This window comes from Pseudomonas alcaligenes (genome assembly GCF_041729615.1).
GTDB classification, from domain to species: Bacteria; Pseudomonadota; Gammaproteobacteria; order Pseudomonadales; family Pseudomonadaceae; genus Aquipseudomonas; species Aquipseudomonas alcaligenes_B.
This window is the reverse complement of sequence record NZ_CP154874.1, coordinates 3,383,597-3,410,201: the sequence shown is the minus strand read 5'-3', so window position 1 is coordinate 3,410,201 and position 26,605 is coordinate 3,383,597. Positions and strand designations below refer to the sequence as shown.

34 protein-coding genes are annotated in these 26,605 nt (G+C 68.2%); 16 read left to right on the top strand and 18 right to left on the bottom strand.

Annotated features, from left to right (window positions below):
• The first annotated feature begins 11 nt into the window (after positions 1-11).
• From folE to AAG092_RS16420, 5 genes are all read left to right on the top strand, one after another.
• Positions 12-572, top strand: a complete 561-nt coding sequence (gene folE, locus AAG092_RS16440; protein ID WP_110681607.1) for a GTP cyclohydrolase I FolE — start codon at positions 12-14, stop codon at positions 570-572.
• Positions 572-943 carry a dihydroneopterin triphosphate 2'-epimerase gene (folX, locus tag AAG092_RS16435; RefSeq protein WP_110681606.1) on the top strand — a complete coding sequence of 124 codons (372 nt, stop codon included), beginning with the start codon at positions 572-574 and terminating at the stop codon, positions 941-943. The genes folE and folX overlap by 1 nt, the downstream gene beginning before the upstream one ends.
• A gap of 86 nt (positions 944-1,029) precedes the next feature.
• Positions 1,030-1,320, top strand: coding sequence for a DUF1244 domain-containing protein (locus tag AAG092_RS16430; protein WP_110681605.1), 291 nt, complete (start codon positions 1,030-1,032; stop codon positions 1,318-1,320).
• Positions 1,320-1,658 (top strand): HopJ type III effector protein, encoded by a 339-nt coding sequence (locus tag AAG092_RS16425; RefSeq protein WP_373387503.1) that lies wholly within the window; start codon positions 1,320-1,322, stop codon positions 1,656-1,658. Before AAG092_RS16430 ends, AAG092_RS16425 begins: the two co-directional genes overlap by 1 nt.
• 116 nt (positions 1,659-1,774) lie before the next feature.
• Complete coding sequence (locus tag AAG092_RS16420; RefSeq protein ID WP_373387502.1) at positions 1,775-2,383, top strand: putative glycolipid-binding domain-containing protein; 609 nt, start codon at positions 1,775-1,777, stop codon at positions 2,381-2,383.
• Here the strand turns inward: AAG092_RS16420 and AAG092_RS16415 are convergent.
• The gene (locus tag AAG092_RS16415) at positions 2,367-3,182 is read right to left on the bottom strand and encodes an ATPase (RefSeq protein ID WP_373387501.1); all 816 of its coding nucleotides are present in this window, start codon (positions 3,180-3,182) and stop codon (positions 2,367-2,369) included. The two genes, AAG092_RS16420 and AAG092_RS16415, sit on opposite strands and share 17 nt — an antisense overlap.
• 245 nt (positions 3,183-3,427) lie before the next feature.
• On the opposite strand from AAG092_RS16415, the gene AAG092_RS16410 reads away from it, so the two are divergent.
• From AAG092_RS16410 to AAG092_RS16400, 3 genes are all read left to right on the top strand, one after another.
• Positions 3,428-3,766: a hypothetical protein gene (locus AAG092_RS16410; RefSeq protein ID WP_373387500.1), complete on the top strand. Its 339-nt coding sequence runs from the start codon at positions 3,428-3,430 to the stop codon at positions 3,764-3,766.
• A 69-nt stretch (positions 3,767-3,835) separates the two neighbouring features.
• Positions 3,836-4,648 carry a SirB1 family protein gene (locus tag AAG092_RS16405; RefSeq protein WP_373387499.1) on the top strand — a complete coding sequence of 271 codons (813 nt, stop codon included), beginning with the start codon at positions 3,836-3,838 and terminating at the stop codon, positions 4,646-4,648.
• Positions 4,649-4,714: 66 nt separating this feature from the next.
• Entirely contained in the window at positions 4,715-5,788 is a 1,074-nt protein-coding gene (locus tag AAG092_RS16400; protein ID WP_110681600.1) for a hypothetical protein, read from the top strand.
• Positions 5,789-5,926: 138 nt separating this feature from the next.
• On the opposite strand, the gene AAG092_RS16395 is transcribed toward AAG092_RS16400, so the two are convergent.
• From AAG092_RS16395 to AAG092_RS16370, 6 genes are all read right to left on the bottom strand, one after another.
• Positions 5,927-6,838: an SDR family oxidoreductase gene (locus AAG092_RS16395; RefSeq protein WP_373387498.1), complete on the bottom strand. Its 912-nt coding sequence runs from the start codon at positions 6,836-6,838 to the stop codon at positions 5,927-5,929.
• Positions 6,839-6,969: 131 nt separating this feature from the next.
• Positions 6,970-7,500: a DUF1569 domain-containing protein gene (locus AAG092_RS16390; RefSeq protein WP_110681598.1), complete on the bottom strand. Its 531-nt coding sequence runs from the start codon at positions 7,498-7,500 to the stop codon at positions 6,970-6,972.
• Positions 7,479-8,384 carry an alpha/beta fold hydrolase gene (locus tag AAG092_RS16385; RefSeq protein WP_110681597.1) on the bottom strand — a complete coding sequence of 302 codons (906 nt, stop codon included), beginning with the start codon at positions 8,382-8,384 and terminating at the stop codon, positions 7,479-7,481. Before AAG092_RS16385 ends, AAG092_RS16390 begins: the two co-directional genes overlap by 22 nt.
• Positions 8,381-9,157, bottom strand: coding sequence for a class II aldolase/adducin family protein (locus AAG092_RS16380; RefSeq protein ID WP_373387497.1), 777 nt, complete (start codon positions 9,155-9,157; stop codon positions 8,381-8,383). Before AAG092_RS16380 ends, AAG092_RS16385 begins: the two co-directional genes overlap by 4 nt.
• A gap of 96 nt (positions 9,158-9,253) precedes the next feature.
• The gene (locus AAG092_RS16375) at positions 9,254-9,721 is read right to left on the bottom strand and encodes a cupin domain-containing protein (RefSeq protein WP_110681595.1); all 468 of its coding nucleotides are present in this window, start codon (positions 9,719-9,721) and stop codon (positions 9,254-9,256) included.
• Positions 9,721-10,170: a flavodoxin gene (locus tag AAG092_RS16370; RefSeq protein WP_110681594.1), complete on the bottom strand. Its 450-nt coding sequence runs from the start codon at positions 10,168-10,170 to the stop codon at positions 9,721-9,723. The genes AAG092_RS16375 and AAG092_RS16370 overlap by 1 nt, the downstream gene beginning before the upstream one ends.
• A gap of 103 nt (positions 10,171-10,273) precedes the next feature.
• Between AAG092_RS16370 and AAG092_RS16365 the strand changes: the two genes are divergently transcribed.
• The 4 genes from AAG092_RS16365 to ahpF all read left to right on the top strand — a co-directional run bounded on the left by AAG092_RS16365 (position 10,274) and on the right by ahpF (position 13,783).
• A complete protein-coding gene (locus AAG092_RS16365; protein ID WP_110681593.1) occupies positions 10,274-10,732 on the top strand; it encodes a PAS domain-containing protein in 459 nt (152 codons plus the stop codon).
• Positions 10,733-10,779: 47 nt separating this feature from the next.
• A complete protein-coding gene (locus AAG092_RS16360; protein ID WP_373387496.1) occupies positions 10,780-11,388 on the top strand; it encodes a PilZ domain-containing protein in 609 nt (202 codons plus the stop codon).
• A gap of 143 nt (positions 11,389-11,531) precedes the next feature.
• On the top strand, positions 11,532-12,095 hold the full coding sequence (ahpC, locus tag AAG092_RS16355) for an alkyl hydroperoxide reductase subunit C (protein ID WP_110681591.1): 564 nt from the start codon (positions 11,532-11,534) through the stop codon (positions 12,093-12,095).
• Positions 12,096-12,229: 134 nt separating this feature from the next.
• Positions 12,230-13,783 (top strand): alkyl hydroperoxide reductase subunit F, encoded by a 1,554-nt coding sequence (gene ahpF, locus AAG092_RS16350; protein ID WP_373387495.1) that lies wholly within the window; start codon positions 12,230-12,232, stop codon positions 13,781-13,783.
• Positions 13,784-13,822: 39 nt separating this feature from the next.
• Here ahpF and AAG092_RS16345 read toward each other — a convergent pair whose 3' ends face one another.
• Positions 13,823-14,242 carry a bleomycin resistance protein gene (locus tag AAG092_RS16345; protein WP_373387494.1) on the bottom strand — a complete coding sequence of 140 codons (420 nt, stop codon included), beginning with the start codon at positions 14,240-14,242 and terminating at the stop codon, positions 13,823-13,825.
• A gap of 109 nt (positions 14,243-14,351) precedes the next feature.
• Between AAG092_RS16345 and AAG092_RS16340 the strand changes: the two genes are divergently transcribed.
• Together AAG092_RS16340 and AAG092_RS16335 are read left to right on the top strand one after the other, a co-directional pair.
• Positions 14,352-14,570 (top strand): DUF3820 family protein, encoded by a 219-nt coding sequence (locus tag AAG092_RS16340; protein ID WP_373387493.1) that lies wholly within the window; start codon positions 14,352-14,354, stop codon positions 14,568-14,570.
• A gap of 89 nt (positions 14,571-14,659) precedes the next feature.
• Positions 14,660-15,430 carry an SDR family oxidoreductase gene (locus tag AAG092_RS16335; protein ID WP_373387492.1) on the top strand — a complete coding sequence of 257 codons (771 nt, stop codon included), beginning with the start codon at positions 14,660-14,662 and terminating at the stop codon, positions 15,428-15,430.
• Between the two features lie 16 nt (positions 15,431-15,446).
• Here AAG092_RS16335 and AAG092_RS16330 read toward each other — a convergent pair whose 3' ends face one another.
• Entirely contained in the window at positions 15,447-15,980 is a 534-nt protein-coding gene (locus AAG092_RS16330; RefSeq protein ID WP_373387491.1) for a hypothetical protein, read from the bottom strand.
• A 147-nt stretch (positions 15,981-16,127) separates the two neighbouring features.
• On the opposite strand from AAG092_RS16330, the gene AAG092_RS16325 reads away from it, so the two are divergent.
• Positions 16,128-18,641 (top strand): EAL domain-containing protein, encoded by a 2,514-nt coding sequence (locus tag AAG092_RS16325; protein ID WP_373387490.1) that lies wholly within the window; start codon positions 16,128-16,130, stop codon positions 18,639-18,641.
• A gap of 170 nt (positions 18,642-18,811) precedes the next feature.
• Here the strand turns inward: AAG092_RS16325 and AAG092_RS16320 are convergent, their stop codons facing one another.
• The 5 genes from AAG092_RS16320 to AAG092_RS16300 all read right to left on the bottom strand — a co-directional run bounded on the left by AAG092_RS16320 (position 18,812) and on the right by AAG092_RS16300 (position 22,478).
• On the bottom strand, positions 18,812-20,125 hold the full coding sequence (locus AAG092_RS16320) for an NAD(P)/FAD-dependent oxidoreductase (RefSeq protein WP_373387489.1): 1,314 nt from the start codon (positions 20,123-20,125) through the stop codon (positions 18,812-18,814).
• 84 nt (positions 20,126-20,209) lie between these two features.
• Positions 20,210-20,332, bottom strand: coding sequence for a hypothetical protein (locus AAG092_RS16315; RefSeq protein ID WP_373387488.1), 123 nt, complete (start codon positions 20,330-20,332; stop codon positions 20,210-20,212).
• A gap of 84 nt (positions 20,333-20,416) precedes the next feature.
• Positions 20,417-21,373, bottom strand: coding sequence for a hypothetical protein (locus AAG092_RS16310; protein WP_373387487.1), 957 nt, complete (start codon positions 21,371-21,373; stop codon positions 20,417-20,419).
• Positions 21,374-21,528: 155 nt separating this feature from the next.
• The gene (locus tag AAG092_RS16305; protein ID WP_110681583.1) at positions 21,529-21,969 is read right to left on the bottom strand and encodes a YqaA family protein; all 441 of its coding nucleotides are present in this window, start codon (positions 21,967-21,969) and stop codon (positions 21,529-21,531) included.
• A 92-nt stretch (positions 21,970-22,061) separates the two neighbouring features.
• Positions 22,062-22,478 (bottom strand): MerR family transcriptional regulator, encoded by a 417-nt coding sequence (locus AAG092_RS16300; RefSeq protein ID WP_373387486.1) that lies wholly within the window; start codon positions 22,476-22,478, stop codon positions 22,062-22,064.
• A 77-nt stretch (positions 22,479-22,555) separates the two neighbouring features.
• Here AAG092_RS16300 and AAG092_RS16295 point away from each other — a divergent pair, with 77 nt between their 5' ends.
• Positions 22,556-23,782 carry an NADH:flavin oxidoreductase/NADH oxidase family protein gene (locus tag AAG092_RS16295; RefSeq protein ID WP_373387485.1) on the top strand — a complete coding sequence of 409 codons (1,227 nt, stop codon included), beginning with the start codon at positions 22,556-22,558 and terminating at the stop codon, positions 23,780-23,782.
• On the opposite strand, the gene AAG092_RS16290 is transcribed toward AAG092_RS16295, so the two are convergent.
• From AAG092_RS16290 to AAG092_RS16275, 4 genes are all read right to left on the bottom strand, one after another.
• Entirely contained in the window at positions 23,779-24,435 is a 657-nt protein-coding gene (locus AAG092_RS16290; RefSeq protein ID WP_373387484.1) for a cupin domain-containing protein, read from the bottom strand. The genes AAG092_RS16295 and AAG092_RS16290 overlap by 4 nt on opposite strands.
• Before the next feature lie 7 nt (positions 24,436-24,442).
• Positions 24,443-24,862 (bottom strand): VOC family protein, encoded by a 420-nt coding sequence (locus tag AAG092_RS16285; protein ID WP_076580852.1) that lies wholly within the window; start codon positions 24,860-24,862, stop codon positions 24,443-24,445.
• Between the two features lie 3 nt (positions 24,863-24,865).
• Complete coding sequence (locus AAG092_RS16280; protein WP_373387483.1) at positions 24,866-25,549, bottom strand: type 1 glutamine amidotransferase domain-containing protein; 684 nt, start codon at positions 25,547-25,549, stop codon at positions 24,866-24,868.
• Between the two features lie 171 nt (positions 25,550-25,720).
• Positions 25,721-26,572 (bottom strand): type 1 glutamine amidotransferase domain-containing protein, encoded by an 852-nt coding sequence (locus AAG092_RS16275; protein WP_373387482.1) that lies wholly within the window; start codon positions 26,570-26,572, stop codon positions 25,721-25,723.
• Between the last annotated feature and the right edge of the window lie 33 nt (positions 26,573-26,605).

The following is a 26,605-nucleotide window of genomic DNA, read 5'->3' as shown; positions in this document are numbered from 1 at the left end:
AGGAATAGTCGATGAATACTCAACTGCCCCATCACTACCGCGAGATCCTTCTCGGCCTCGGCGAGAACCCCGAGCGCGAAGGCCTGCTCGACACGCCCAAGCGCGCGGCCAAGGCCATGCAGTACCTCTGCCACGGCTACCAGCAGTCGCTGGAGGAAATCGTCAACGGCGCACTGTTCGCCTCGGACAACGACGAGATGGTGATCGTCAAGGACATCGAGCTGTACTCGCTGTGCGAGCACCACCTGCTGCCCTTCATCGGCAAGGCCCATGTCGCCTACATCCCCACCGGCAAGGTACTGGGTCTGTCCAAGGTGGCGCGCATCGTCGACATGTATGCCCGCCGCCTGCAGATCCAGGAGAACCTGACCAAGCAGATCGCCGATGCCATCCAGCAGGTCACCAACGCCGCCGGCGTGGCCGTGGTCATCGAGGCCAAGCACATGTGCATGATGATGCGCGGCGTGGAGAAGCAGAATTCGGTGATGAGCAGCTCGGTGATGCTTGGCGCCTTCCGCGAGTCCTGCAACACTCGCCACGAATTCCTGCAACTGATCGGACGGAGCAAGTAATGCCGCGACTGGAACCCGGGATGGCGCGCATCCGCGTCAAGGACCTGCGCCTGCGCACCTATATCGGCATCAAGGAAGAAGAAATCAACAACAAGCAGGACGTGCTGATCAACCTGACCATCCTCTACCCGGCCGCCGAGGCGGTGCGCGACAACGACATCGACCACGCGCTGAACTACCGCACCATTACCAAGGCGGTGATCCGCCACGTCGAGGAAAACCGCTTCGCCCTGCTCGAACGCATGACCCAGGAGATCCTCGACCTGGTGATGGCCAACCCCGACGTGCGCTACGCCGAGGTGGAGGTGGACAAGCTGCACGCCCTGCGCTTCGCCGAGTCGGTCTCGATCACCCTGTCCGGCCACCGCTGAGACGCCGGCCCGCGCTCTGCCACGGGCATTGCCGCTGGGCCAGCGCGCTTCTATCATCTGCGCACCCTGAAGTCCGGGAGTCCGCCATGACCGATCAAGAACGCCTCGAACTGGAAGCCGCCGCCTTCCGCAGCCTGGTCCAGCACCTGCGCTCGCGCCCCGATGTGCAGAACATCGAGCTGATGAACCTGGCCGGCTTCTGCCGCAACTGCCTGGCCAAGTGGTACAAGGCCGCCGCCGACGACCTCGGCCTGGACGTCAGCCCGGACCAGGCGCGCGAAGAGATCTACGGCATGCCCTATGCCGAGTGGAAGGCCAAGCACCAGAAGGAAGCCAGCGCCGAGCAGCAGGCCGCCTTCGCCAAAGGAAAATCCTGATGACCCTGCAAGACTTCCGCGCCCGCCTGCATGGCGAGCAGTTCCAGTTCGCCGAGACCCTGGCCTTCGTCGCCGAGCACTACGACTACCGGCCCAGCGCCTTCTGCAACGGCAGCGTGACAAACGCCGCCGGACAGAACGAAGGCTCCTGCAAGACCCTCGGCCTGGCCCTGCTCGAAGGCTTCAGCCTGGAGGAAGCCCTGCGCGCCTTCGGCGAGCACTACCGCGCCGTGCTGGCCAGCCCCGACGGCAACGACCACGCCAATATCCGCGCCCTGCAGAACACCGGCCTGGCCGGCGTGCACTTCGACCAGGCGCCGCTCACGCGCAAGGCCTGACTGCGCAAGAAGTTGCTCGACTGTCGGCTTTGGCTGACAGACAGGCGCACGCCAGCCGCCTAGACTGGGCGCCATGGAAACGCCGGCACGGAGGCTGGCGTGTGGAGAGCGCAAGGATGCAACAGAGTCTGGTGTGGAAGCCGTGGGACGGCCACGGCGTCGAGCATCTCGGCCTGGCCAGCGCCGGCGATGGCATCAGCGCCAGCAGCCACCTGATCCAGAGCACGCGCGGCAACAGCATCGCCGCCGCCTACCTGCTCAAGTACGACGAGCGCTGGCGCTTCCGCCGCCTCTGGCTGAAGGCCGACAACCACGGCCAGCGCAGCCTCGAACTGCGCCGCGACATCCGCGGCCGCTGGCATCTGGGCGACCAGCTGCGCGAAGACCTCGGCGAGTGCCAGCAGGTCATGCTCTCCGCCTCGCCTTTCCCCCACACCCCGCTGCTGCAGCGCAGCCCGCTGGCCGTCGGCGACAGCGAGCGCTTCTGCGTGGCCCATGTCGACCTGCTCAGCCTGCGCGTGGAGGCCCGCCAGCAGCGCTACCAGTGCCTGCACCGCCAGGCCAGCCATGCCGTCTACCTGTGCGAGGCGGAAGGCCATGCGCCCTGCGAGCTGACCCTGGATGCCAGCGGCCTGCTGGTGCAGGCCATCGGCCAGTTCGTGCGGGTCAGCCAGCGCACCCTGCGCGAGGCCGAGTGCGCCTGGCGATTCAGGGACGCGCGTTGAGCTGCTGCTGCAGGTTCTGCACCTGAGCGGTGAGGGTGTTGATGTTGCGGGTCACCTGGGCGCGGAAGGCGTCGAACTCGGCGGTGCTGTTCTGCGCCGCGCGACTATCCAGCTCGCTGCGCAGCACCAGCAGGTCCTGCTCCAGGTTGCGGATGGCCTGGCTTGGATCGCCCTGCTTCTTCAGCGCCTCCAGGCTCGCGGCCTGGCCCTTGAGCTGCTCCTGCAGCTGGCCGACCCCGGCCAGACCGGCCTTCTGCTCGCTGGCCAGCTTGTCCAGCCGGCCGTCGAACTGCGCGGTACTGCTCTGCTGGCTCTTCAGCTCGGCGGCCAGCTGGTCGAGGCGCTTGCCCTGCCCGCTCTGCTGGCCGGCGACGTTCTGCTGCGCCTTGGCCAGTTCGGCCAGTCGGGTCTCCAGCTGCTTGATGCGCAGCTTGAGCGCCTCGCTGTCGCTGGTGACGCTGGACTCGGTGGCCACCACCTTGCCGGAAATGTCCTGGATGCGCCCGGCAGCATCCTCGCTGAGCCGGGCGAAGGTCTCCTGGGTCACCACCAGCTGCGCCTGCATCTGCGCGATCTGCTGGTAGCTCCACCAGCTCAGGCCGCCCAGGGCGATCAACAGGGCGCCGGTCAGGGCCCACAGCGGGCCGGTACCGAAGCCGCGGCGGCGTTCCACCTGCGGATAGGTGGGTGCGCTGCGCTGCGGCGCTGCAGCGTGGCCGACCTGGAAGTCGTCGCGATCGCGCGGATCGGTGGTCAGGCTGGGCACATGCTCCAGCTCGTCGTGAGCGTCGTTACGCATAGAAACCTTCGGGAAAATGCAGGAAAGATGAAGCCGGGCGCGCAGTATACCGTCATGCCGGCCGACCTTCAGCGGGGCGCCAGACGAGTGCGACCTGCACCAGCGCCGTGCGTCCCCGCCAGCATGGACCTGTGAAGAGCCGCACAGTTCGCCGCCCCGGCGCAGTGGTACGCCACTTGCAGAGCCCTACCCGGGGAAGCCCGGCCACGCCGGGTGCCGGAGCATCGAAAGCCTGGGGAGTCGACATGGAACTGAACAAAGCCGTTCTCGATTGCATGCAAGCGCTGCGCCGCCGTCTGCGCGAAGAACTGTCCGTGGACATCCGTCTGAGCCAGCCGGACGCCGTCGAGGCCATGCTGCTGGCCTGCCTGCGCTCCGGCGACCAGGAAACCCGCAACCTCGGCATCCGCCTCGCCGAACTGAGCGACTTCCACAGCCCGGCGCGCCAGTCTGCCGCGGCCCAGCCGACGCGCCAGTACCGGGGCCACGAGCTGCCGCAGGCGGCCACCACCGCGCCGGCGCTCGACGAGGCGCCGCGGGGCCACTCGGTGCGCATGTACCGCGGCCAGCGCGTATACGCCTGAGACGGCTGGACGAACCGGGGGCGCCCGGTTAATAGTCGGGTGGACTGTGTCTCGTCACCGGAGAACTGCATGCCCGCCCGCCCCGCCTGGCTGCACTGCCTGGAGTCCGACCCGCCCGCCCTGCTGGAGGCGGCCCTGTGGATCGCTCGCGAACACGACCCGACGTTGCAGCCGGAGCAGGTCCTGCGCGAGTTCGCCAACCTGCGCCAGCAGGTGTCCGCCGGCCTGCCCAACCTGGCCGCCAGCGACCTCGCCCAGCCGCTGCTGCGCCGCCTCGGCGAGCTGGACTTCCACGAGGACGACGACCTGCCCCTGCGCCCCCGCGCCGCCCTGCTGCATCAGGTGCTGCAGCGCCGCCGGGGGCAGCCGCTGTCGCTGGCGCTGATCGCCCTGGAACTGGCCCGGCGCCTGGACATCCCGCTGCAGGCGGTGAATTTCCCCGGCCATCTGCTGCTGCGGGTTCCCGGCGCCGATCACCTGCTCGACCCGTGCAACGGCCGGCGCCTCTATACCCGCGACTGCCGCGACCTGCTCAGCCGCATCGCCGGCCCCGGTGCCGAGCTCAATGCCCGGCACTTCCAGACCTGCGACGGCCCTGCCCTGCTGCTGCGCCTGTCGCGCAACCTGTGCCACCTGCACGGCGCCGCCGGCGAGCATGTGGCCGCGCTGAAGGATGCCGAGCGCATCCTCCTGCTGGCTCCGCCGAACAGCGCCGACCACCAGCTGCGCGCCGCCATCTACCGCGAACTGGACTGCCCCCAGGCCGAGCGCTTTGACCTCGAGCGCGCCCTGCTGCTATGCGAGGACGAGCGTGAGCGCCTGCACCTCACCCAACGCCTCGACCAGCTGGCACGCCAGGAGCACAGCCCGGCACTGCATTGACAGCCGCGACGACTCGCTGCCTAATCGGACGCGCCCCACACAACAACAACATAAGGGACGTTCACCATGCGCAAGCTGCTCATGCTTTGCCTGCTGTGCTTTTCCTCGCTCGTCCACGCCGCCCCCGGCGTTTTCCCCGACTCCACCTTCAACAACCTCGACTACGGCCTGTACTGGTTCGGCTATGGCGACACCTGGCAGAAGGCCGTGCCCGGCCAGAGCAACGCCTACTTCGGCGCCAGCAAGCCCACGGTGATCTACATCCATGGCTGGCAGAACACTTCGAGCATTCGCAAGGATCGCGAAACCTTCAACCGCGAAGGAGCCGGCGGTCCCAGCCTGGACCTGGCCGCCGCCTGGCTGAATGCCGGCTACAACGTCGGCGTGCTGTACTGGAACCAGTTCGCCGATGAGAACGAAGTCACCGACGCGGAAGCCAAGATCTGGACGGCCAATGGCCCACGCGGCATGCGCTGGCGCAACAGCAGCGGCAGCTACAGCGCCGGACCGAGCCAGTCGGCCGGCGACCTGCTGTTCAACAGCTACAAGGCCAACATGGCCGGCTACACCGGCAGCAACATCCGCATCCTCGGGCACTCGCTGGGCAACCAGATGGCCATCGTCCTGACCAAGAAGATCAGTGACGCCATCAGTGCCGGCACCATGAACAGCAAACTGCTGCCCAAGCGCGTCGCCCTGCTCGATCCCTTCTATTCGAACTATGCCAAGAGCTGGCTGGGCAACCAGTGGACCGGCGCGGTCAGCCGCAGCTACGTCAGCGAACTGAAAAGCAAGGGCGTGATTTTCGAGGCCTATCGCAGTTCGTCGGTCACCAGCACCCTTTTCGTCGGCGACGAGAACAAGGGACTGATGAACATGACCGCCTTCACCGAACTCAAGCCCTGGTATTTCCTCGCCACGCAACAGGTCGAGAAGCACAATGCCGCCGTCTGGCACTACCTCTGGTCGTTCAGCTTCAACCCGCCGCTGATTACCGGCACCACCAACCAGGCTGCATCCGCCAAGACCTCGGACAGCCGCATCACCACCCTGATGAATGGCACCCAGAAGTTGGTACAGGATCAAGGCGCCTATACCAAGGAGCCCTCGGACGACAACTTCAAGCTGCAGGCCCGCTAGAACGATGCGCAGGCCATCCCGGGGCAATCCGGCCTGCGCATCGTCACCCTGCTAGCAGGGCCTGGCGGTTCCCAACTGCCCGCAAACACAAAGGCCGGCATCGCTGCCGGCCTTTGTGCCTCTGCTTCAAGGCTGGGGTCAGCCCGCGTATTTCTGCAGGTTGGCCATCATCTCGCGCAGCGCGGTGACGTTGTCATCCGGGTGCACGGCGCCGGCGAAGTCGCCGATCTGCTTCCAGCTGGCCGCCACGTCTTCCGGGCTGAAGCCGGCCTTGGGGTCGAAGCCGGCGCCCAGGCTGCGCTCCCAGCGCACCTTGCCGACCCAGCCGCCGCCGACCTCGTAGAGACCGGAAGTGTCCTGGCAGGCACGGCTGCCCAGGTACACCACCAGCGGGCTGACCAGCTCCGGCTTGAGCTGCTCGAACACCTGCGGCGGGATCAGGCCCTCGGTCATGCGGGTGCCGCCGGTGGGGGCGATGGCGTTGACCAGCACGTTGTTCTTGCGCCCCTCGATGGCCAGGGTGCGGGTCAGGCCGTACAGACCGAGCTTGGCCATGCCGTAGTTGGACTGGCCGAAGTTGCCGTAGATGCCGGAGGTGGAGGCGGTGAAGATGACGCGGCCGTACTGCTGCTCGCGCAGGTGCTCCCAGGCGGCGCGGGTCACCTTGTAGGCGCCCTCGACGTGGACCTTGTAAACCAGGTCCCAGTCGGTGTCTTCCATCTTGTGGAAGGACTTGTCGCGCAGGATGCCGGCGTTGTTCACCACCACATCGATGCGGCCGAAGCTGTCCAGCGCGCACTGCACGATCTGGCCGCCGTCGGTCACCGAATCATGGTTGGCCACCGCCTCGCCACCGAAGGCCTTGATCTCGGCCACCACCTTGTCCGCCGCCGAGGCGTTGGCGCCCTCGCCGTGGGTGCTGCCACCCAGGTCGTTGACCACCACCTTGGCGCCATGCTTGGCGAACAGCAGCGCGTGGGCGCGACCGAGGCCACCGCCGGCGCCGGTGACAATCACGACCTGGTTTTCGAAACGGATGGCGTCGCTCATAAAAGGCTCCTCTGGGCAGTCGGCGAAAGCCCGGAGTGTCCCGCAGCGAAGCGGCCCGGGCAATGAACCGCGAGCAGACTGAATATCGCCCGATAAGGCCGGGGGATGGCCGCCATGCGGGCGGCAACCGATCAGGCGGGGCGGATCAGGCTCAGGTGGTTGTACAGGTGCAACACATGAGCCGCGGCGTATTCCTCATGGCTGAGGGCGCCATAGGCGAAGTGCGGCTTGAGCTCGCCGGTATGCGCGGCGAAACGCGCGAAGGCGGCCTGCAGGCGCTGCAGCGCGGCTTCCTGGCCGGCCGGCTCGGCCAGCGGCGCGGCGCCGGGTATGGCCTCGGTCAGCGGGTGGCGCATGGCGCCGCGGGCGCTGAACACGGCAAAGGCGGCCGGGCCGACGCTGTGGCGGAACCAGGCCGGCTTCAGTTCGGGGTAGCCGTCCATGGAGTACTCGATGCTCTGCGCGCAGTGGTTGAACACCTCGACCGGGGTCCAGCCCTGGATGCTGGCCAGGGCCTTGCCCTGCAGGCCTGCCAGCACGCTGCGCGCGCCGTCCAGGCTGACGGCGGCCGGCGCGGCGCCGCTGGGCAGGGCCCAGAAGCCGGTGCCCAGAGCCGCCACGCCGCCCAGGGCGGCACCTTTCAACAGAGTGCGTCGCTGCATGTGTTGGCCTCCAGCCGGTCACGGAATTGCAGATAGTGGTCGAGCACCTCTGCGGGTGCCTCGGTCTGCGGATAGTGGCCTATGGCCGGCAGCAAAACCGTGTCCGGACTCTCGATCAGCTCACGATAGCGCTCGACCATGTGCGCCCCGGAGATCGGATCGACGGCGCCGTCGATGACCCTCATGGGCACGGCCGTCTCCTGCATGGCCGCCACCCAGCGCTCGCGGTTGGCCCGGCGATCGAGGATGTAGCGGATCAGCCGGTGCATCACCTTGGGCCCGTCGTTGTACGCGATCAGCTCCCAGAAGGCGTCCAGCTCGGCCTCGCTGGGCTGCGTCTGCGGGCCGAACACCTTGGCGAAGTTCTTCGCCAGGGTGGCGCGCGAGAACAGCCGGCCGAGCAGCGGGCCCAATGGACCGAGCAACAGCTTCTGCATCAGCACCGGGTAATGGGTTTCGGGAAACAGGCCGCCGTTGAGGAACACGCAGCTGGCCAGCTGGATGCGCCCCTCCTGGTGCCGCGCCAGCAGTTCCTGGGCCACGCTGTCACCGTAGTCGTGTGCCAGCACATGCACCGGCTCGCGCACGTCGAGATGGGCCAGCAGCGCCTGCTGCAGGTCGGCCTGCTCCAGCAGGCTGTAGGCATGGCAGCGCGGCTTGGCCGAATAGCCGAAGCCGAGCATGTCGCAGGCGATCACGCGGTAGCGCTGGGCCAGCGGCTGCCACAGGTAATGCCAGTCCCAGCTGGCGGTGGGGAAGCCGTGGATCAGCAGCAGCGGCTCGCCCTGCCCCGCCGTCCAGTAGCGGATGGCCTGGCCGTTGAAGCTGAAGCCGCGTCCCTGCGCCCGCCACTCGGCCAGGGCGATGCCCGGCAGGCCGCTCACTGGGCGTAGCCCGGCATCTGCGCGTCGAGCTTGCGCAGCAGTGCCGGCCAGGGCAGCGAGCCGCCCATGCCCTGCGGACTCTTCATCACCCCGGCGATCATCGCCCGGGCGCCGTCGAGGATCTGCTGCGGGATATGGATCAGCTCGCTGCCGCCGCTCTGCGCCATCACCTGGATTTCGCAGGCGCGCTGCAGGGTGAACATGCCGAGGAAGGCGTCGGCGATGCTGCCGAAGGCGGTGAGCAGGCCGTGGTTGGGCAGGATCATGAAGTTCTTGTCGCCCAGATCGGCCTGCAGGCGGGCCTTCTCGTCGTGGTTCAGGGCCACGCCCTCGTAGCCGTGGTAGGCCAGGCTGGCGAGGACGAACAGCGACTGCTGCGACAACGGCAGCAGACCCTGCTTCTGCGCCGACACGGCGATGCCGGCCGGGGTGTGGATGTGCAGCACGCAGCCGACGTCGTGGCGCACCTCGTGCACCGCGCTGTGGATGGTGTAGCCGGCCGGGTTGATGTCGAACGGGCCGTCCATCAGCTTGTTGCCGGCCAGGTCGACCTTCACCAGGCTGGAGGCGGTGATCTCGTGGAACATCAGGCCGTAGGGGTTGATCAGGAAGTCCTCGGTGCCCGGGACCTTGGCCGAGATGTGGGTGAAGATCAGGTCGTCCCAGCCGTACAGGGCGATCAGCCGGTAGCAGGCGGCCAGGTCGACGCGGGTCTGCCATTCGGCGGCGGACACCTGATTCTTGAGGCTGGGAAGATTGAGCGGAGCGTTCACGGCAGTCACCTCGGCACTTGTTGTTGTGCCGAGGAGTCTAGCGAGGCTCGCCGCCCTCACCAGTTGCCTTGCAGGCCAGCACACTGGCCCTGCGGGTCATAACAGCTCGGGATACCGCTCGAGCAGCAGCGGCCACCCGGCCTGGGCGGCCGGATCGTCGGCGAGCAGGCGGAAACCCTCGAAACGGAATTCCGGCGCCACGCTGCAACTGACCAGGGTGAAGTCACCGAGGCTGCGCGCGGCCTGCCAGGCCCCGGCCGGCACCGCACGCTGCGGCAACTGGCCGGGCGCCACCGGCCCCAGGCGCTCGACGTGCAGCACGCTGGGCGACTCACCGACCAGCAACTCCAGCGGCGCGCCTTCGTGAAAGAACCACAGCTCGTCGGCGTCCACCCGGTGCCAGCGGCTGGCGGCGCCACCCGGCAGGAGGAACAGGATGCTGCTGCAGGCACCGCGCCCCTCGGCATCCACCTGGGCCGAGGCGAACAGGCGGCGGTAGTAGCCGCCCTCGGGGTGGGCGGCCAGCTGCAGCTCGCGGACCAGCTCGACGGCGCGCGGAACCATCAGGCCTTGAGCGCCTTAGCCAGCTCGGCCAGCCAGGGCATGGCGTCGTCTTCCGGGGTCACCGTCTCGCTGGCGTCCAGGCGCAGCATCGGCAGCACCTCGCGCATGCCCAGTTCGAGCAGCAGCTCGCGCATCTGCTCGCCGCCACCGCAGAACACGTCGTAGCTGGAATCGCCCAGGGCGAGCACCGCGCAGGGCAGGCCGCTCCAGGCCGGGAAGCGGTCGCGCAGGGCGTAGTAGAGGTTCTGGATATTGCCCGGCAACTCGCCCATGCCGGTGGTCGAGGTCACCACCAGCACCGCCTCGGGGGCGAAGGCCAGCAGCTCGTCGAGGGCCACGCCCGGCTTGTGCCAGGCCTGCAGGCCGGCGCGTTCGAGCACGTCGACGGCACGGCGGGCAACGTCTTCGGCGGCGCCGTAGACCGAACCGGAGAGGATGGCAACTTTCATGAATCACTCCGCAACACACTGAAAACCGGTGCGCATTATGCCGCAAGTGGACAGCCCGCCGGGATGCCATAGAATGCAGCCCATACGGATGGGGAACCCGCACATGATCAATGCCAAGCTTCTGCAACTGGTGGTAGACGCGTCCAACGACGGCATAGTGGTGGCCGAACAGGAAGGTGACGACAACATCCTGATCTATGCCAACGCCGCCTTCGAGCGCCTGACCGGCTACGCCAGCGACGACATTCTCTACCAGGACTGCCGCTTCCTGCAGGGCAGCGAACGCGACCAGGCCGGGTTGAACGCCATCCGCCAGGCCATCCGCGAACAGCGCCCGTGCCGGCAGATCATCCGCAACTACCGCCGCGACGGCAGCGCCTTCTGGAACGAGCTGTCGATCACGCCCGTGTTCAACGAGGGTGACCAGCTGACCTACTACATCGGCATCCAGAAGGACGTCAGCGAGGAAGTCGAGGCCAAGCAGCGGGTGCGGGAACTCGAAGCCGAGGTGGCGCGTCTCAAGGACGAGATCACGGCGCTGAAGGCGCAGGCCACCCAGTAGGCCCGCGCCTTGCTCGTGATCATGCATGCCCTGCCCGTGGAGGGCCCATGTCCGAGCATTCCACCCTGTCCAGCGAAGAGCTGGACTACATCCGCCAGGTGTTCAACAGCCAGCTGATCGGCACGGCCCTGCCGATCCCGGCCTTCAAGGTCGACGGCGGCCCCCAGGCCAACGCCCTGCTCGCCCGCCTCGGCCTGCACGCCCGGCTCAGCCTGGACGCGCAGCTGGGCCACTACCGCATGACGTTTCCCCTGCAACTGGTGGAGGATGAACTGCACGGCCTGCAGCTGGAGATGGGCGCGCCGAGCATCTTCGAGGAAGGCCTGGTGCGCCGCCCCTGGCGCCTGGTGCTGACGGAGCCCTTGTCGCTGCGCGACGAGCGTGGCCATGCCAGCGACCTGCGGGTGCTGGAGCTGGCTCCCGCCAGCCTGCTGCTCGGCAGCGACAGCGGCGAGCCGCCGCAGCGGTTCAAGCTCTGGTTGCCGCTGCCGGGCCGCGACAGCCTGCCGATCCAGGGCCGGCGCATTCGCCTGGCCGGCCCGCGGCGGGCGGCCTATCACCTGAGCCTGCAGCACCGCGAGCATGCCGAGCGCATCCGCCAGTTCATCTTCGAGCAATACCGCTTGCGCCACCCGCAGCTGCAGATCGCCGGCTGACTGTCATAGATCGCTGCCACTATTTATAAGCATGCACATAGACCAAACCAATCGTGTCCATGCCTTCATTCAATTTAGCGATTACAGCCGATGCGGTTAGTATGCGCAGCATCAAGTTTCCAACCCCCAACAGGAGTTCTCTCATGTCCCTGATCAACACCCAGGTTCAGCCGTTCAAGGCCACCGCTTTCCACAACGGCGAGTTCATCGAAGTCACCGAGCAGAGCCTGAAGGGCAAGTGGTCCGTGCTGATCTTCATGCCGGCCGCCTTCACCTTCAACTGCCCGACCGAGATCGAAGACGCCGCCAACAACTACGCCGAGTTCCAGAAGGCCGGTGCCGAGGTGTACATCGTCACCACCGACACCCACTTCTCCCACAAGGTCTGGCACGAAACCTCCCCGGCCGTGGGCAAGGCCAAGTTCCCGCTGATCGGTGACCCGACCCACCAGCTGACCAACGCTTTCGGCGTGCACATCGCCGAAGAAGGCCTGGCCCTGCGTGGCACCTTCGTGATCAACCCGGAAGGCGTGATCAAGACCCTGGAAATCCACTCCAACGAAATCGCTCGCGACGTCTCCGAGACCCTGCGCAAGCTGAAGGCCGCCCAGTACACCGCCGCCAACCCGGGCCAGGTTTGCCCGGCCAAGTGGAAGGAAGGCGAGAAGACCCTGGCTCCGTCGCTGGACCTGGTCGGCAAGATCTAAGTCTTCGCCTGGGGCCTCCCCGGCCCCCTCCGTCTTGCGCTTTGCCGGCTGCAACCCAGCCGCGAGTGCCCGAACGCCCGGGCGCGATCCGCCCGGGCGTTTGTTTGTCCGAAATTCGCTGAAGGAAACCCGTCATGTTGGACGCCACTCTGAAAACCCAGTTGCAGGCTTACCTCGAGAAGGTCACCCAGCCGTTCGAGATCGTCGCTTCCCTCGATGACGGCGAGAAATCCCAGGAGCTGCTCGGACTGCTCAACGACATCGTCGGCCTGACCGACAAGATCACCCTGCGGACCGACGGCAACGACAGCCGCCGCCCGTCCTTCGCCCTGAACCGTCCGGGCGCGGATATCGGCATCACCTTCGCCGGCATCCCCATGGGCCACGAATTCACCTCGCTGGTGCTGGCCCTGCTGCAGGTCGGCGGCCACCCGTCCAAGCTGGACGCGGAAACCATCGAGCAGATCAAGGCCATCGAAGGCAAGTTCGAGTTCGAGACCTACTTCTCGCTGTCCTGCCAGAACTGCCCGGACGTGGTCCAGGCGCTGAACCTGATGGCCGTGCTCAACCCCAACATCCGCAACGTGTCGATCGACGGCGCGCTGTTCCAGGAAGAGGTCGAGCGCCGCCAGATCATGGCCGTGCCGAGCATCTACCTGAACGGCGAAGTGTTCGCTTCCGGCCGCATGGACGTGAAGGAAATCCTCGCCAAGATCGACACCGGCGCCGCCAACCGCGACGCCGAGAAGATGAGCGCCAAGGAGGCCTTCGACGTGCTGGTCATCGGTGGCGGCCCGGCCGGCGCCGCGGCGGCCATCTACGCCGCGCGCAAGGGCATCCGTACCGGCGTCGCCGCCGAGCGCTTCGGCGGCCAGGTGCTGGACACCATGGCCATCGAGAACTTCATCTCGGTGCAGGAAACCGAAGGCCCGAAGCTGGTGCGAGCCCTGGAAGAGCATGTGCGCCAGTACGAAGTCGACATCATGAACCTGCAGCGCGCCACCGCCCTGGTCCCGGCTAGCAGTGAAAGCGGCCTGCACGAAGTACGGTTCGAGAGCGGCGCCAGCCTCAAGGCCAAGACCCTGATCCTCTCCACCGGCGCGCGCTGGCGCGAGATGGGCGTGCCCGGCGAGCAGGAATACAAGGCCAAGGGCGTGTGCTTCTGCCCGCACTGCGACGGCCCGCTGTTCAAGGGCAAGCGCGTGGCGGTGATCGGCGGCGGCAACTCCGGCGTCGAGGCAGCGATCGACCTCGCCGGCATCGTCAGCCACGTGACCCTGCTGGAATTCGCCGACAGCCTGCGCGCCGACGCCGTGCTGCAGAAGAAGCTGTACAGCCTGCCCAACGTCAGCGTGATCAAGAGCGCGCAGACCACCGAAGTGATCGGCGATGGCCAGAAGGTCACCGGCCTGACCTACAAGGACCGCACCACCGACGCGCTGCATACCGTCGAACTGGAAGGCATCTTCGTGCAAATCGGCCTGCTGCCCAACAGCGACTGGCTGAAAGGCACCGTCGAGCTGAGCCGCTTCGGCGAGATCATCGTCGACGCCAAGGGCCAGACCAGCGTGCCCGGCGTGTTCGCCGCCGGTGACGTGACCACCGTGCCCTACAAGCAGATCGTCATCGCCATTGGCGAAGGTGCCAAGGCCTCGCTCTCCGCCTTCGACCACCTGATCCGCAGCTGAGCGGACAGACTCGGACCAAGGGCCCCTCGGGGCCCTTTTTCATACCGACAGGCAACGCTCGCCGATGTATTCGAAGAAGCGCAGCAGGTAGCCGTCCGGGTCGCTGACGAAGAACTCGCGCTGGCCGTGCTCGATGTCGTCGGCGCGGTACCAGGCCTCGGTCACCGGCGCCACCAGGGCCACCCCGGCCCGCTGCAGCGCCTGCAGCTGCGGGGCGATGCGCTCGACCTCGATCTGCAGGTGCAGCCCGCGGCCCTTCTCGGTGTCCGGGCGCAGGCCGTAGAGGTCGCCGCCGGGCTGCTCGATCAGCATGATCTGCGCACCATCCAGATCGAAGTAGCCGAAGCGATCCTCGGCGCGCTCGAAGAACAGGGTGAAACCCAGTACCTCGGTGTAGAAACGCCGCGAAGCCTGGTAGTCGGCCACCACCAGCTCCGGGACCAGCTTGTTCCATTCCATGGAAACTCTCCTCGTGTCGAGCGGCGAGCATAGCCAGCGCGCCGGACGGGCGGTAGAGGTCGCGGCGAAAAAGCGGCAGACTGGGCGCATCCCGTTCGAATGCCACGCCATGAAGCCCGAAGACCTGCTCCTTCTCGTCACCCGCAGCATGCCCTTCGGCAAGTACCAGGGCCGCCTGCTCGCCGACCTGCCCGGCCACTACCTGGCCTGGTTCGCCCGCCAGGGCTTCCCCAAGGGCGAGCTGGGCCGCCTGCTGGCACTGATGTACGAGATCGACCACAACGGCCTGAACGCCCTGCTGGAACCGCTGCGCCAGGGCCGGCGCTGATGGCCCGGCATTTGCGCCGGCTATAAGCGCCGCATCCGCCGGCCGCCTCGTTTAGGGTACGGGCTCGTATCCAGCCTTGAGGAATCGCCATGCATCCCTACTTCAGCCTGCAGGGCCGCACCGCCCTGGTCACCGGCGGCAGCCGCGGCATCGGTCGGATGATCGCCCAGGGCCTGCTCGAGGCCGGCGCGCGGGTATTCATCTGCGCCCGCGACGGCGCCGCCTGTGCCCAGGCCGCCGCGGAGCTGTCGGCCCATGGCGAATGCATCGGTATGGCCGCCGACCTCTCCGGCGAGCAGGGCGCCCGCGCCCTGGCCGAGGAACTGGGGGCGCGCTGCGAGCGCCTCGACATCCTGGTCAACAACGCCGGCACCACCTGGGGCGCACCGCTGGAGAGCTACCCGGCCAAGGGCTGGGAGAAGGTCATGCAGCTCAACGTCACCGCCGTGTTCAGCTGCATCCAGCAGCTGCTGCCGCTGCTGCGCAGGGCCGGCAGCGCGCAGAGCCCTGCGCGCATCATCAACATCGGCTCGGTGGCCGGCATCAGCTCGTTCGGCGAGCAGGCCTACGCCTACGGCCCGAGCAAGGCGGCGCTGCACCAGCTGTCGCGCCTGCTGGCCCGCGAGCTGGTCGGCGAGCACATCAACGTCAACGTGATCGCGCCCGGGCGCTTCCCGAGCAAGATGACCCGCCACATCGCCGGCGACGAGGCGGCCATGGCCGAGGACGTGGCGCAGATCCCCATGCGCCGCTGGGGCCGCGAGGAGGAGATGGCCGCCCTGGCCATCGCCCTGTGCAGCGCGGCCGGCGCCTACATGACCGGCGCCATCATCCCCATCGACGGTGGTTTCAGCCTGTGAACAGGCTGCCGCGCGACTACTCCTGCTCCAGCTCGGCCTTCAGCGCCTCGTAGGCCGGCGCGGCGTAGATGCCGACTTCCACCGCCAAGGCCAGTACGCGCGGCAGATCGCTGGTGTAGACGAGCACGCATTGCAGCTCGTCATCCAGCGGCTCGCTGAAGTCCAGCAGCACGTAGCCGCCCTTCTCCTTGTACAGCGCCGAGAGCTGCACCTGGATGCGGTTGAGCGCCTTCAGCGGCTCGACCTTCAGCAGTTGCTTGGGCTTGATGTTGAAGGTCACGCTCGGGCCGAAGGAGTCGATGATCTGCTGCAGCAGCTGGTCGTAGCTGTCGGCCTGGAACAGCACGGTGTCCGGCAGGCTGCCGACCACCACCCACTCGCCCAGCGGGATGGGGAAATCGTCGTCGTAGTTGATGTCCGGGTTGGCGGCGAGAAAGGCCTGCGGATCGGCGTAGGCCTGGGCGGCCTCGTCGGCGATGCGGGCGATCTCCTCGTCGGTCATGCAGCCGGAGCTGATCAGGGTGATGAGTTCGAGGAGCTGGGCTTTCATGGGACGGGTTCCTGGTTCGGTCTAGGCTGCACAGGATAGCGCGAAGGACCGTCTAGAACTGCCGGCTAATTGACCGGGGGCAAGGGCTGCCCCTTCAATGTGCGGCATGCTGTCCAGCCAGACCGCCCTGCCACTAGGAAGCACCCTGTGACCGAGCTCCATCCGCCACCGCGCACGCCTGCTCGTCTGATCCTGCTGCTGCTCGCCGGCCTGTTCGGCGGCCTGCTGCTGATCGAGCTGGGTGGCGCGCGGGTGCCGCCCAGCGAGCACTTCCTGACCTGGCACCAGTTGCTGGAGACCCTGTCCATCGTGGTCTCCGCGCTGATCTTCGCGGTCGGCTGGAACACCTACCGCCTGCACCGCCAGCGCAACATCCTGGTGGTGTCCTGCGCCTTCCTCGGCGTGGCCATCGCCGACTTCTCGCACATGCTGTCGTACCGCGGCATGCCCGACTTCATCACCGCCAATGGGGTGGAAAAGGCCATCGACTTCTGGCTGCTGGCGCGCTACCTGGCGGCGCTGGCGCTGCTACTGGTGGCCTGGCTGCCCTGGCGCCCGGCAGACAAGGACAACAGCAGTGCCACCCATGGCTGGCGCCTGGCGAGCATGCTGGCCATGCTGGCGCTGCTGCTGCCGGCCCACCTGATCTTCCTCTGGCGCCCCGAGTGGGTGCCGCAGACCTTCATCGAGGGCCAGGGCCTGACGCCGTTCAAGGTGGTGGCCGAGTACGGCGTGATCGCCATCCACGCCCTCAGCATCGTCCTGCTGGCGCGCAACCTGCGGCATCCGGGCAACATCGACGCCAAGCTGCTGATCGCCGCCCTGCTGGCGATGATCATGAGCGAGCTGCTGTTCACCCGTTATTCCTCGGTCACCGACCTCTACAACCTCGGCGGCCATCTATACAAGGTGGTGGCCTACCTGGTGCTGTACCGGGTGATGTTCGTCGAGACCATCTCCGCGCCCTACCACGCCCTCGACGAGGCGCGCGGCGAGGCTCAGGCCATAGTCGAGGCGATTCCCGACCAGCTGTTCGAGCTGGACGAACAGGGGCTCTGCCTGCGCGTGCACACCCCGCAGCAGGGTGCGCTGTTCGATGAACAGCATTCGCCGCTGGGACGGCGCCTGGTCGACCTGCTGCCCACCGAGGCCGCCACCAGTTGCCAGCGTGCGCTCGACGAGGCGCGCCACGAAGGCTTCAGCAACGGCCGCCAGCTGCTGCTGGGCAGCGCCGAGCAGGGACGCTGCTTCGAGCTGTCCATTGCCGTGCTGCGCAAGGGTGACAGCGATCGCTACGTGGTGCTGGTGCGCGACATCAGCCAGCGCCTGCGCGACCAGCGCCATATCGAGCACCTGGCGCACTTCGACGCCCTCACCGGCCTGCCCAACCGCACCCTGTTCGCCTCGCTGATCGAGCAGGCGCTGGGCCTGTGCCAGCACAACCAGCAGGCCCTGGCCGTGCTGTTCATGGACCTGGACCACTTCAAGAACATCAACGACCTGCTCGGCCACCCGGTCGGCGATGCGGTGCTGGTCGAGGCCGCCCGGCGCATCCGTGCGCTGCTGCGCGAGGAAGACACCCTGTCGCGCCAGGGCGGCGACGAATTCCTCCTGGTGCTGCCCTATGTCGACGCCCAGCAGGCCGCGCACCTGGCCGAGCGCATCCAGGCGGCGCTGGCCGCGCCCTGCCAGCTGCACGGCCACAACCTGCGCCTGAGCGCCTCGATCGGCATCGCCATGTTCCCCGAGGATGGCGGCACGGTGGACAGCCTCGCCCGCCACGCGGAAATCGCCATGTACCGGGCCAAGCAGGAGGGGCGCGACCAGTACGCCTTCTTCACCGCGGACATGCACAACCAGGCCGTGCGCACCCTGCAGCTGGAGAATGCGCTGCGCGAGGCGCTGCCGCGCGGCGAGCTGCAGGTCTACTACCAGCCGCAGCTGTCCGCCGACGGTCGCCTGGTCGGCGCCGAGGCCCTGCTGCGCTGGCAGCACCCGCAACTGGGCTGGATCAGCCCGGCCGAGTTCATCCCCATCGCCGAACACAGCGGGCAGATCCTGGCCATCGGCGAGTGGGTGCTGCGCACGGCGGCGGCGCAGATGAAGCACTGGCTGGACCAGGGCTACCCGGCCCACACCAGCGTGGCGGTGAACCTGTCCATGGCGCAGTTCCGCGCGCCCAGCCTGTTCGAGCTGATCGGCGACGTGCTGCGCGACAGCGGCCTGCCGGCGCACTGCCTGGAGCTGGAGCTGACCGAAAGCGTGGCCATGCACAAGCCGGACAGCGTGGTGCAGGTGGTGCAGCGCCTGCGCGCGCTCGGCGTGCGCCTGGCCATCGACGACTTCGGCACCGGCTACTCCTCGCTCAGCTACCTCAAGCGGCTGGAAGTGCACAAGCTGAAGATCGACCAGTCCTTCGTCCGCGACATCAACCGCAGCGGCAGCGACCAGCGCATCGTCCAGGCCATCATCGGCATGGCCCACGGCCTGGGCATGCTGACCCTCGCCGAGGGCGTGGAGACCCGCGAGCAGCTGCAACAGCTGCTCGCCATGGGCTGTCAGGAAGTACAGGGCTACCTGTTCGGCCGCCCGCTGCCGGCGGCCGAGTTCGACGCCCTGGTGCGCGCCGAGGGCCTGCTCGGCCTGCCCCAGCCCGGCTGACCCGGGATCGGCCCCAAGGTTCGCGAGCCAGGGCCAGGCGCCCGCACCAACTGGCGCAGAGCGGTCGGAGTCGCGGGCGCCTTTACGACGGGTAAATCAGCATCCGAGACGCCGCGTCCCGCCTGCTGCCAACGCCGCAGGCCGGCGCGCCGCAGCCCCTTGCCAGGCTCTCAGCGCAGCTTTTCCAGCATCTGGTAGTACCACATGCCGGCGGCCAGCATCGGGTTGCCGAACACGTCGCCCATCGGCACCTTGATGTGCTTGCAGGCGGCGAAGGTGTCGTAGTGGCCGAGGGTGCCGGTCATGGCGTTGGCCATGATCTCGCCCATGATGTGGGTGGTGGCGATGCCGTGGCCGGAGTAGCCCTGGCAGTACCAGACGTTCTGCGACAGCTTGCCCAGCTGCGGGATGCGGTTCATCACGATGCCCATGGCGCAGCTCCACTGGAAGTCGATCTGCACGCCCTTGAGCTGCGGGAAGGTGCGTTCGATGCACGGGCGCAGCTCGCCGGCGATGTCGCGCGAGTCGCGGCCGGAGTAGTTGGCGCCGCCGCCGAACAACAGGCGGCCGTCGGCGGTCATGCGGTAGTAGTCGAGCACGAAGCGGCAGTCGTACACCGCCAGGCTCTGCGGGTTGAGCTCCTTGGCCAGCTCGCCCAGCGGCGCGGTGGTGACGATGCCGCCCATGGCCGGGAAGATCATGCCCTTGAGCTGCTTGCGTGCCAGCTTGTGGTAGACGTCGCCGGCCAGGAGGATCTGCTTGGCGTCGATGCGGCCCTGGGCGGTGACCACCGCCGGCTTGGCGCCCTGGACGATGTCGAGCACCTCGGAATGCTCGAAGATCAGCGCACCCAGGCTCTCGGCGGCCTTGGCCTCGCCGATACACAGGTTCAGCGGGTGCAGGTGCATGTTGCGGGTGTTCTTGATCGCGCCCAGGTACAGGTCGCTGGCCAGGTGCTCGCGCACGCCGGCGGCGTCGAGCAGGGTCACCTCGTCACCCATGCCGCGTTCCACGGCCTCGGCGTAGGAGGCGTGCAGCTCGTCCATGTGCGAGGGCTTCATCGCCGCGTGCAGGTGGCCGTGCTTCAGGTCGCACTGGATGCCGTACTTCTGCACCCGGTTCTTGATGATCTCGTGGCCGCGCCAGCGCAGGTGCCAGATGAAGTCGTCGACCTCCTCGCCCAGCGTATTGCGCATCTGCTTGCGCATGGCCGCGTCGCCCGACAGGCTGCCGGTGACCTGGCCGCCGTTGCGCCCGGTGGCGCCCCAGCCGATCTTGTGGGTCTCGACTATGGCCACCTTGAGCCCGCGCTCGGCCAGCTCCACGGCGGTAGCCACGCCGGTGAAGCCGCCGCCGATGATGGCGACGTCGACGCTGACCTGGCCCTGCAGGGTCGGGTAGTTGGTTTCCTCGTTGAGCGTAGCGCTGTAGTAGGACTTGGCCCGCTCGGCGGCGGGGATCACGGGCTGGATGGCGGCGTTCATGCGGTTTTCCTCTGCGGCCGGCGATCTGTGCCGGCGGTTCTTGTTCTGTTCGGGGTTCGCCGCTGCCTGCTGCGGCGGCCGGGGTCAGGCGGCCAGGGCGTCCGGGGGCCGCGCATGGCGGCAGTGCCAGAGGGCCCAGAAGGCCAGCACGGGATAGGCGCACGCCGACCAGGCGTGCAGCGCGGAGAGGGTCATGCTGCGGTTCATGATTCCGCAGCCTCGCACGGCGGCGAAGCGGGGTTAAATCGGATTCTTTGCACTTTCAGTTAGGCCGGCACTAAACAATCGGACTCAGGGACGGTAGCTGAACGGCTGCGCCAGACCGCGCTCGACCTGCCCGGACAGTTCCAGCACCCCGGCCAGCACGCCGTGCTGCGGACTGCGCAGCAGGGCCTGGGTCTCCTGCTCCAGCGTCGCCTGCAGGCTGAGGCGCAACTGCGCCTCGGCCTGGGGCCGTTCGCTGGCGCGGGCCATGGCGGTGAACAACGTCACCCCCAGCGACAATGCCGAGCCGGCGGCCCGCCCGAGCATGGCCGAGAGCGCACTGGCGGCGCCGCTGGTGGTCATCTCCTCGACCAGGCGCTCGCTGGTGCGCTGGGCCACCAGGGAGATGCCGGGGTCGCTCGCCCAGTCGCCACCGGGGCCGACACGGACCCGTTCGAGCAGCGCCGCATAGGCCGGCAGGCGCTCCAGGGGATCGGCGCGCAGCAATTGCCGCAGCGAGGCCCCGGGCAGAACCGGCAGGGCCTCCAGGCGTGCGTCGAACTGCTCCTGGGGTATCTCGTGGCGGGCCGGTAGCGCCTGCAGGCGCATGTCCAGCTGGCGCACGTAGATGCGCATGGCGCCGCGCTGGATGCGCTCGGGCGAGATGTCCTCGGCCACCGGCTCCAGCACCTGCGCGCGATACTCCTCCTGCAGGTAGGCGGCCAGGCGCTGCACCTCGTCGCCACCGAGCCGGTACCAGGACACCCGCAGGCCCAGCCACTGCTGGGTCCAGTAGCCGGAGAACCAGGGAATGAAGGTTTCGTCGGTCTGCCGCTGCACCAGCTGCAGCCAGCGCCCCATGGCCGTCACCGCATAGGCGCGGGACTGCTCCTCGGCCGCTCGCGAGGCGGCGGCTATGTCCTGGTCGAGCCGGCGCCAGGTTTCGCCAGACACCTGCACCGGCGCGCTGGCGCAGCCGGCCAGCAACACCAGCCCGGCCAGCACCAGGCCCCGCGCATAGACCGCACTCCGGGCTCCGCACATGCTGCCCACCCGTCCCACGCCCCGCCAAGGCCGCCGTCCTGCCGCAGCACCCGCTGCTGGCCGGCCCCTGCCGGCGGCATGCCCGGCCACCCTCTCGCCGGTAGCGGGAAGTATAGGTTCCGGTAGGTCCCGGTAGGTTCCGCTAGGCCCGGCCCTCAGCCGAGATAACCGAGGGTGGCCAGCAATAGGGCCAGGTAGCGTCCGGCCTTGGCCAGGGTGACGATGGCCAGGAAGCTCCACCAGGGCTCGCGCATCACCCCGGCCACCACCGTCAGCGGGTCGCCGATGACCGGCACCCAGCTCAGCAGCAACGACCAGCGGCCATAGCGCCGGTAGAACTGGCGGGCCTGCTCCAGGCGCCTGGCGCTGACCGGGAACCAGCGACGCTGGCGGAAACGCTCGACACAGCCGCCCAGCCACCAGTTCAGCAGCGAACCCAGCACGTTGCCGGCGCTGGCCACCAGCAGCAGGAGCCAGGGTGAGTGCTGCCCGCCCAGCAGCAGCCCGACCAGCAGCGCCTCGGACTGCGCCGGCAGCAGGGTGGCCGCGGCGAAGGCGGCGAGAAACAGGGCGGGATAGGCGGACAGCTCCAGCACGCGCGGACACTCGGGAACAGGGACGGAGCCCGGCGCCAGGCGCCGGGGGGCGCATCATGACCAATTCGCCGCGGCGGGGAAATCCCGCCCCGTCACTCGGCCTGGCGGCGCTGGCGCAGGCTGGCCAGCATGCGCTCGGCATTCTCCGCGCAGTGCATGCCCGCCGGCTTGTTCTCGATCTCGACGATGGTCGCCAGCAGTTGCGCGCGGTTCTGCGCCAGGCGCGCCTGCATCGCCTCGATCTCGCCGACCTTGGCCCTGAGCGCGGCCAGCAGCTCGTCGTGCGGCCAGCTCTTGGCCACCGGGTCGGGCAGCAGGCGGCGGATCTCCTCCAGGCTGAAACCCGACTGCTGGGCGCAGGCGATCACCGCCAGGGTCTGCTCGGCCTCCGCCGGATAGTCGCGATAGCCGTTGCTCTGGCGCTGCGCGGCGATCAGCCCGCTGGCCTCGTAGAAGCGGATGCGCGAGGGCGCGAGGCCGGTGCGCCTGGCCAGTTCGCCGATTTTCATGCCGATGCCTCCGGGCTATTGACCTTGAAGTTGACTTTAACCTTAGTCTTGCCGCACACGCCACCGCGGAGCCCTCCATGAACGCCTTCCAGCCCCTGCAACTGCCCAACGGCACCCAGATCCCCAACCGCATCGCCAAGGCGGCGATGGAGGAGAACCTCGCCGCCCTCGACCAGGGCCCCTCGGCCGAGCTGCTGCGCCTGTACCAGGCCTGGGCCGAGGGCGGCGCCGGCCTGCTGCTGACCGGCAACGTGATGATCGACCGCCGCGCCATGACCGGCCCCGGCGGCGTGGTGCTGGAGGACGACCGCCTGCTGCAGCGCTTCCGCGACTGGGCGCGCATCGGCCGCGCCCAGGGCGCGCAGTTCTGGATGCAGCTCAATCACCCCGGCCGGCAGATGCAGGCCAACCTCGGCCAGCCGACCGTGGCACCCTCGGCCGTGGCCCTGGAGCTGGGCAGCTTCTCCAAGATGTTCCCGCTGCCGCGGCCACTGAGCGACGAGGAGATCGGCGAGCTGATCCAGCGCTTCGCCCGCAGCGCCGCACTGGCCGAGCAGGCCGGCTTCACCGGCGTGCAGATCCACGCCGCGCACGGCTACCTGCTCAGCCAGTTCCTCTCGCCGTTGAGCAACCAGCGCACGGACAGCTGGGGCGGCCCCATCGAGAACCGCGCGCGCCTGCTGCTGGAGGTGGTCAAGGCGGTGCGCGCGCAGGTGGCGCCGGGCTTCTGCGTGGCGGTCAAGCTGAACTCGGCGGACTTCCAGCGCGGCGGCTTCGATGCCAGCGATGCCAAGCGCGTGGTGCAGATGCTCAATGAACTGGACGTCGACCTGGTCGAGCTGTCCGGCGGCAGCTACGAGGCGCCGGCCATGCAGGGCGATGCCCGCGACGGCCGCACCCTGGCGCGCGAGGCCTACTTCCTCGAATTCGCCCGTGAGATCGCCCAGGTGGCACGCATGCCGGTGATGGTCACCGGCGGCATCCGTCGTCTGCCGGTGGTGCAGCAGGTGCTCGACAGCGGCCTGGCCATGGCCGGCATCGCCACCGCGCTGGCCATCGAGCCGGCCCTGCCGCGCCAGTGGCAGGCCGGGCAGAACAGCACGGCCGAACTGCCGCCGATCCGCTGGAAGCGCAAGGCGCTGGCCTCGCTGGCCTACATGGCGGCGGTGAAGTACCAGCTGCGTCGCCTCAGCCAGGGCCGGCGCCCCAACCCCGGCGTGTCACCGCTGCGCGCGCTGCTCGCCGAGCAGCTGAAGACCGCCCGCCGTGCCCGCCAGTACAGGCGCCTGATGGCCAGCGCCTAGGGCGCGAGGTGCCCGGTCTTGCACCAGAGCAGGCAGCCCTCGGCACTGCCCGGGCTATGGCTGAACTGTGCCGGGCAGCGCAGCCAGCTACCGGCCGGATACACCCCGCGCTCGTCCTGCAGGCTGCCTTCGAGCACGAGGAGCTCCGCGCCGCCGGGATAGCCCTGCGGCGCTTGCACGGTGCCGGGCGCCCAGCGCAGCAGGCGCACCCGCTCGCCGGCGAACACGTGCAGGGCCAGTTCACGCTGGCCGGGTAGCAAGCCCGGCGTCCACTCGGCACGGCGGCTGTCGATCACCACCTCGGCGCGATCGGCCGCATCGAACTGCATCAGCTTGACGAAAATCGTGCAGCCCTCGCGGCTGAACGGCGCGTGGCGGCTGCCGATGGGATTGCGCACGTAGGTGCCGGCCGGATAGTCGCCGCGCTCGTCGGAGAACACCCCGTCCAGCACCAGGAACTCCTCACCGCCCGGATGCCCGTGCGCGCTGAAGTGCGAGCCCGGCGCGTAGCGCACGATGGAGGTGGCCCGCGCCAGCTCCTCGCCGATGCGGTCGAGCATCTGCCGTTCCACCCCGGCCAGCGGCGAGGCGACCCAGGGCGCATCGCCCGGACGGATCACCACGGGCAGGGCGAAGTCGGCGTTCAGGCGCACCGCGCGCTCACCAGCTGCCGACGTTGGGCATGGACACCCAGGGTTCGGCCGGCGCCAGCGGCTCGCCCTTCTGCAGCAGCTCGATGGAGATCTGGTCCGGCGAGCGCACGAAGGCCATGTGGCCGTCACGCGGCGGGCGGTTGATGGTCACGCCGTGTTCCTGCAGACGCCGGCAGGCGGCGTAGATATCGTCCACCGCATAGGCCAGGTGGCCGAAGTTGCGCGCGCTGCCGTAGTCCTCGGGGTCCCAGTTGTAGGTCAGCTCGACCTGGGCATCCGCATCGCCCGGGGCGGCCAGGTAGACCAGGGTGAAGCGGCCCTGGGGGTATTCGCGCTGCTTGAGCACTTCCAGGCCGAGGGCATCGCGGTAGAAGCGCAGGGAGGCATCCAGATCACGGACGCGCACCATGGTGTGCAGGTATTTCATCGCTCAGTTCCGTTCCACAAGGGTCAGCAGGGCCTCGGCACTGGCGTCCGAGGAGGCGGGATTCTGCCCGGTGACCAGCAGGCCGTCGACCTCGACATGGCTGTGCCAGTCGGCCGCCCGGCCATAGACGCCGCCATGGGCCTTGAGCATGTCCTCGACCAGGAAGGGCACCACGTCGGTCAGTTCCACCGCGGCCTCTTCGCTGTTGCTGAAGCCGGTGACGCGCTTGCCGCGCACCAGCGGCGTACCGTCCGCGGCCTTGACGTGGCGCAGCACGCCCGGCGCGTGGCAGACCGCACCCACCGGCTTGCCGAGGGCGATGAAGCGCTCGATCAGGGCGATGGAAGTGGCGTCCTCGGCCAGATCCCAGAGCGGGCCATGGCCGCCAGGGTAGAACAGCGCATCGAAGTCTTCGGCGCGCACCTGCGTCAGCGGCACGCTGGTGGCTAGCAGTTGCTGCGCCTCGGCGTCCTCGGCAAAGCGCCGGGTGGCGGCGGTCTGCGCATCCGGGGCATCGCTCTTCGGGTCGATCGGCGGCTGGCCGCCCTTGGGCGAGGCCAGGGTGATCTGCGCCCCGGCGTCCTTGAACACGTAATAGGGCGAGGCGAATTCCTCCAGCCAGAAGCCGGTCTTGTGCCCGGTGTTGCCGAGTTGGTCGTGGGAGGTGAGTACCAGCAGAATCTTCATGAACAGCTCCTCGGGATAGTGCCCGCTGTGATTTCGATGCCCTAGAGGGTAGGTCGCTCGAGGTGATTCGTTAACTCAAAATCCTTGATTTCAGACATTCAAAAAATGGATAGCTGAAACAAGCGCGCGGCGGTCATACCTGCCCACCGGCAGCGCTTATGCCAGGCGGACTCAGCGCGCCTCCAGCTGATTGATCAGGGCCTCGGCCAGGGCCTTGTCGGAGAAGGGGTTCTGCCCGGTGATCAGCTCGCGGTCGACCACCACGTGCGGCTGCCAGGCCTTGGCGTATTGCATGTCGCCACCGGCGGCGGCCATTGCCGGAGCCGGGTAGTAGCGGATGCGTGCGCCATCCAGGGAGCTCTCGAACACCGCCTCCTCCGGGTCGGAGAAGATGGTCATGCGGTAGCCCTGGTAGGTCCAGTCCGCGGCCGCCGGTCGCTCGCCGCGCACCAGCGCCGCCTCATAGCCCTGTGGATCAGCTTGCGCCGCCAGCAGCGCAATGGGGCCGTGGCAGATGGCGGCAGTGGGCTTGCCGGCCTGGTGGAAATGGCGCAGCAGGGTGCCGACCTGCGGGTTGTTGGCCAGGTCGATCAGCGGCGCGTGGCCACCGGGGATGAACAACCCCTCGTACTGCCCCAGGTCACCGGCCAGCACCTCGTCGAGCGACAGGCTGTCGTCGATGCCCGGCAGCCCGGCCACCACCTGCTGGATGCGCTGCATCTCGGCCGCGTCGCCGCCGAAGTACTGCGGGTCGACGGACTTCTGATCCACGCTCGGCGCATTGCCCCTGGGCGTCACCAGCACCAGCTCGTAGCCGGCCTTGAGCAGGCGGTCGGCCGGCACGCCGAACTCGTTGAGGTAGTAGCCGGTGGCGTAGTGCTGGCCATCCTTGAGCGCCAGCTGGTTCTCGCTGGACAGCAGCACCAGCACCTGGCCCTTGGGCTCGGCGGCGACGGCGGCAGTGGCGGCAGTGGCGGCGAGACTAGCGAGCACGGCCAGGGCCAGCGGGTGGAAGGTCTTCATGGGCGGTCTCCGTTGAATGAGGCGAACGTGGCT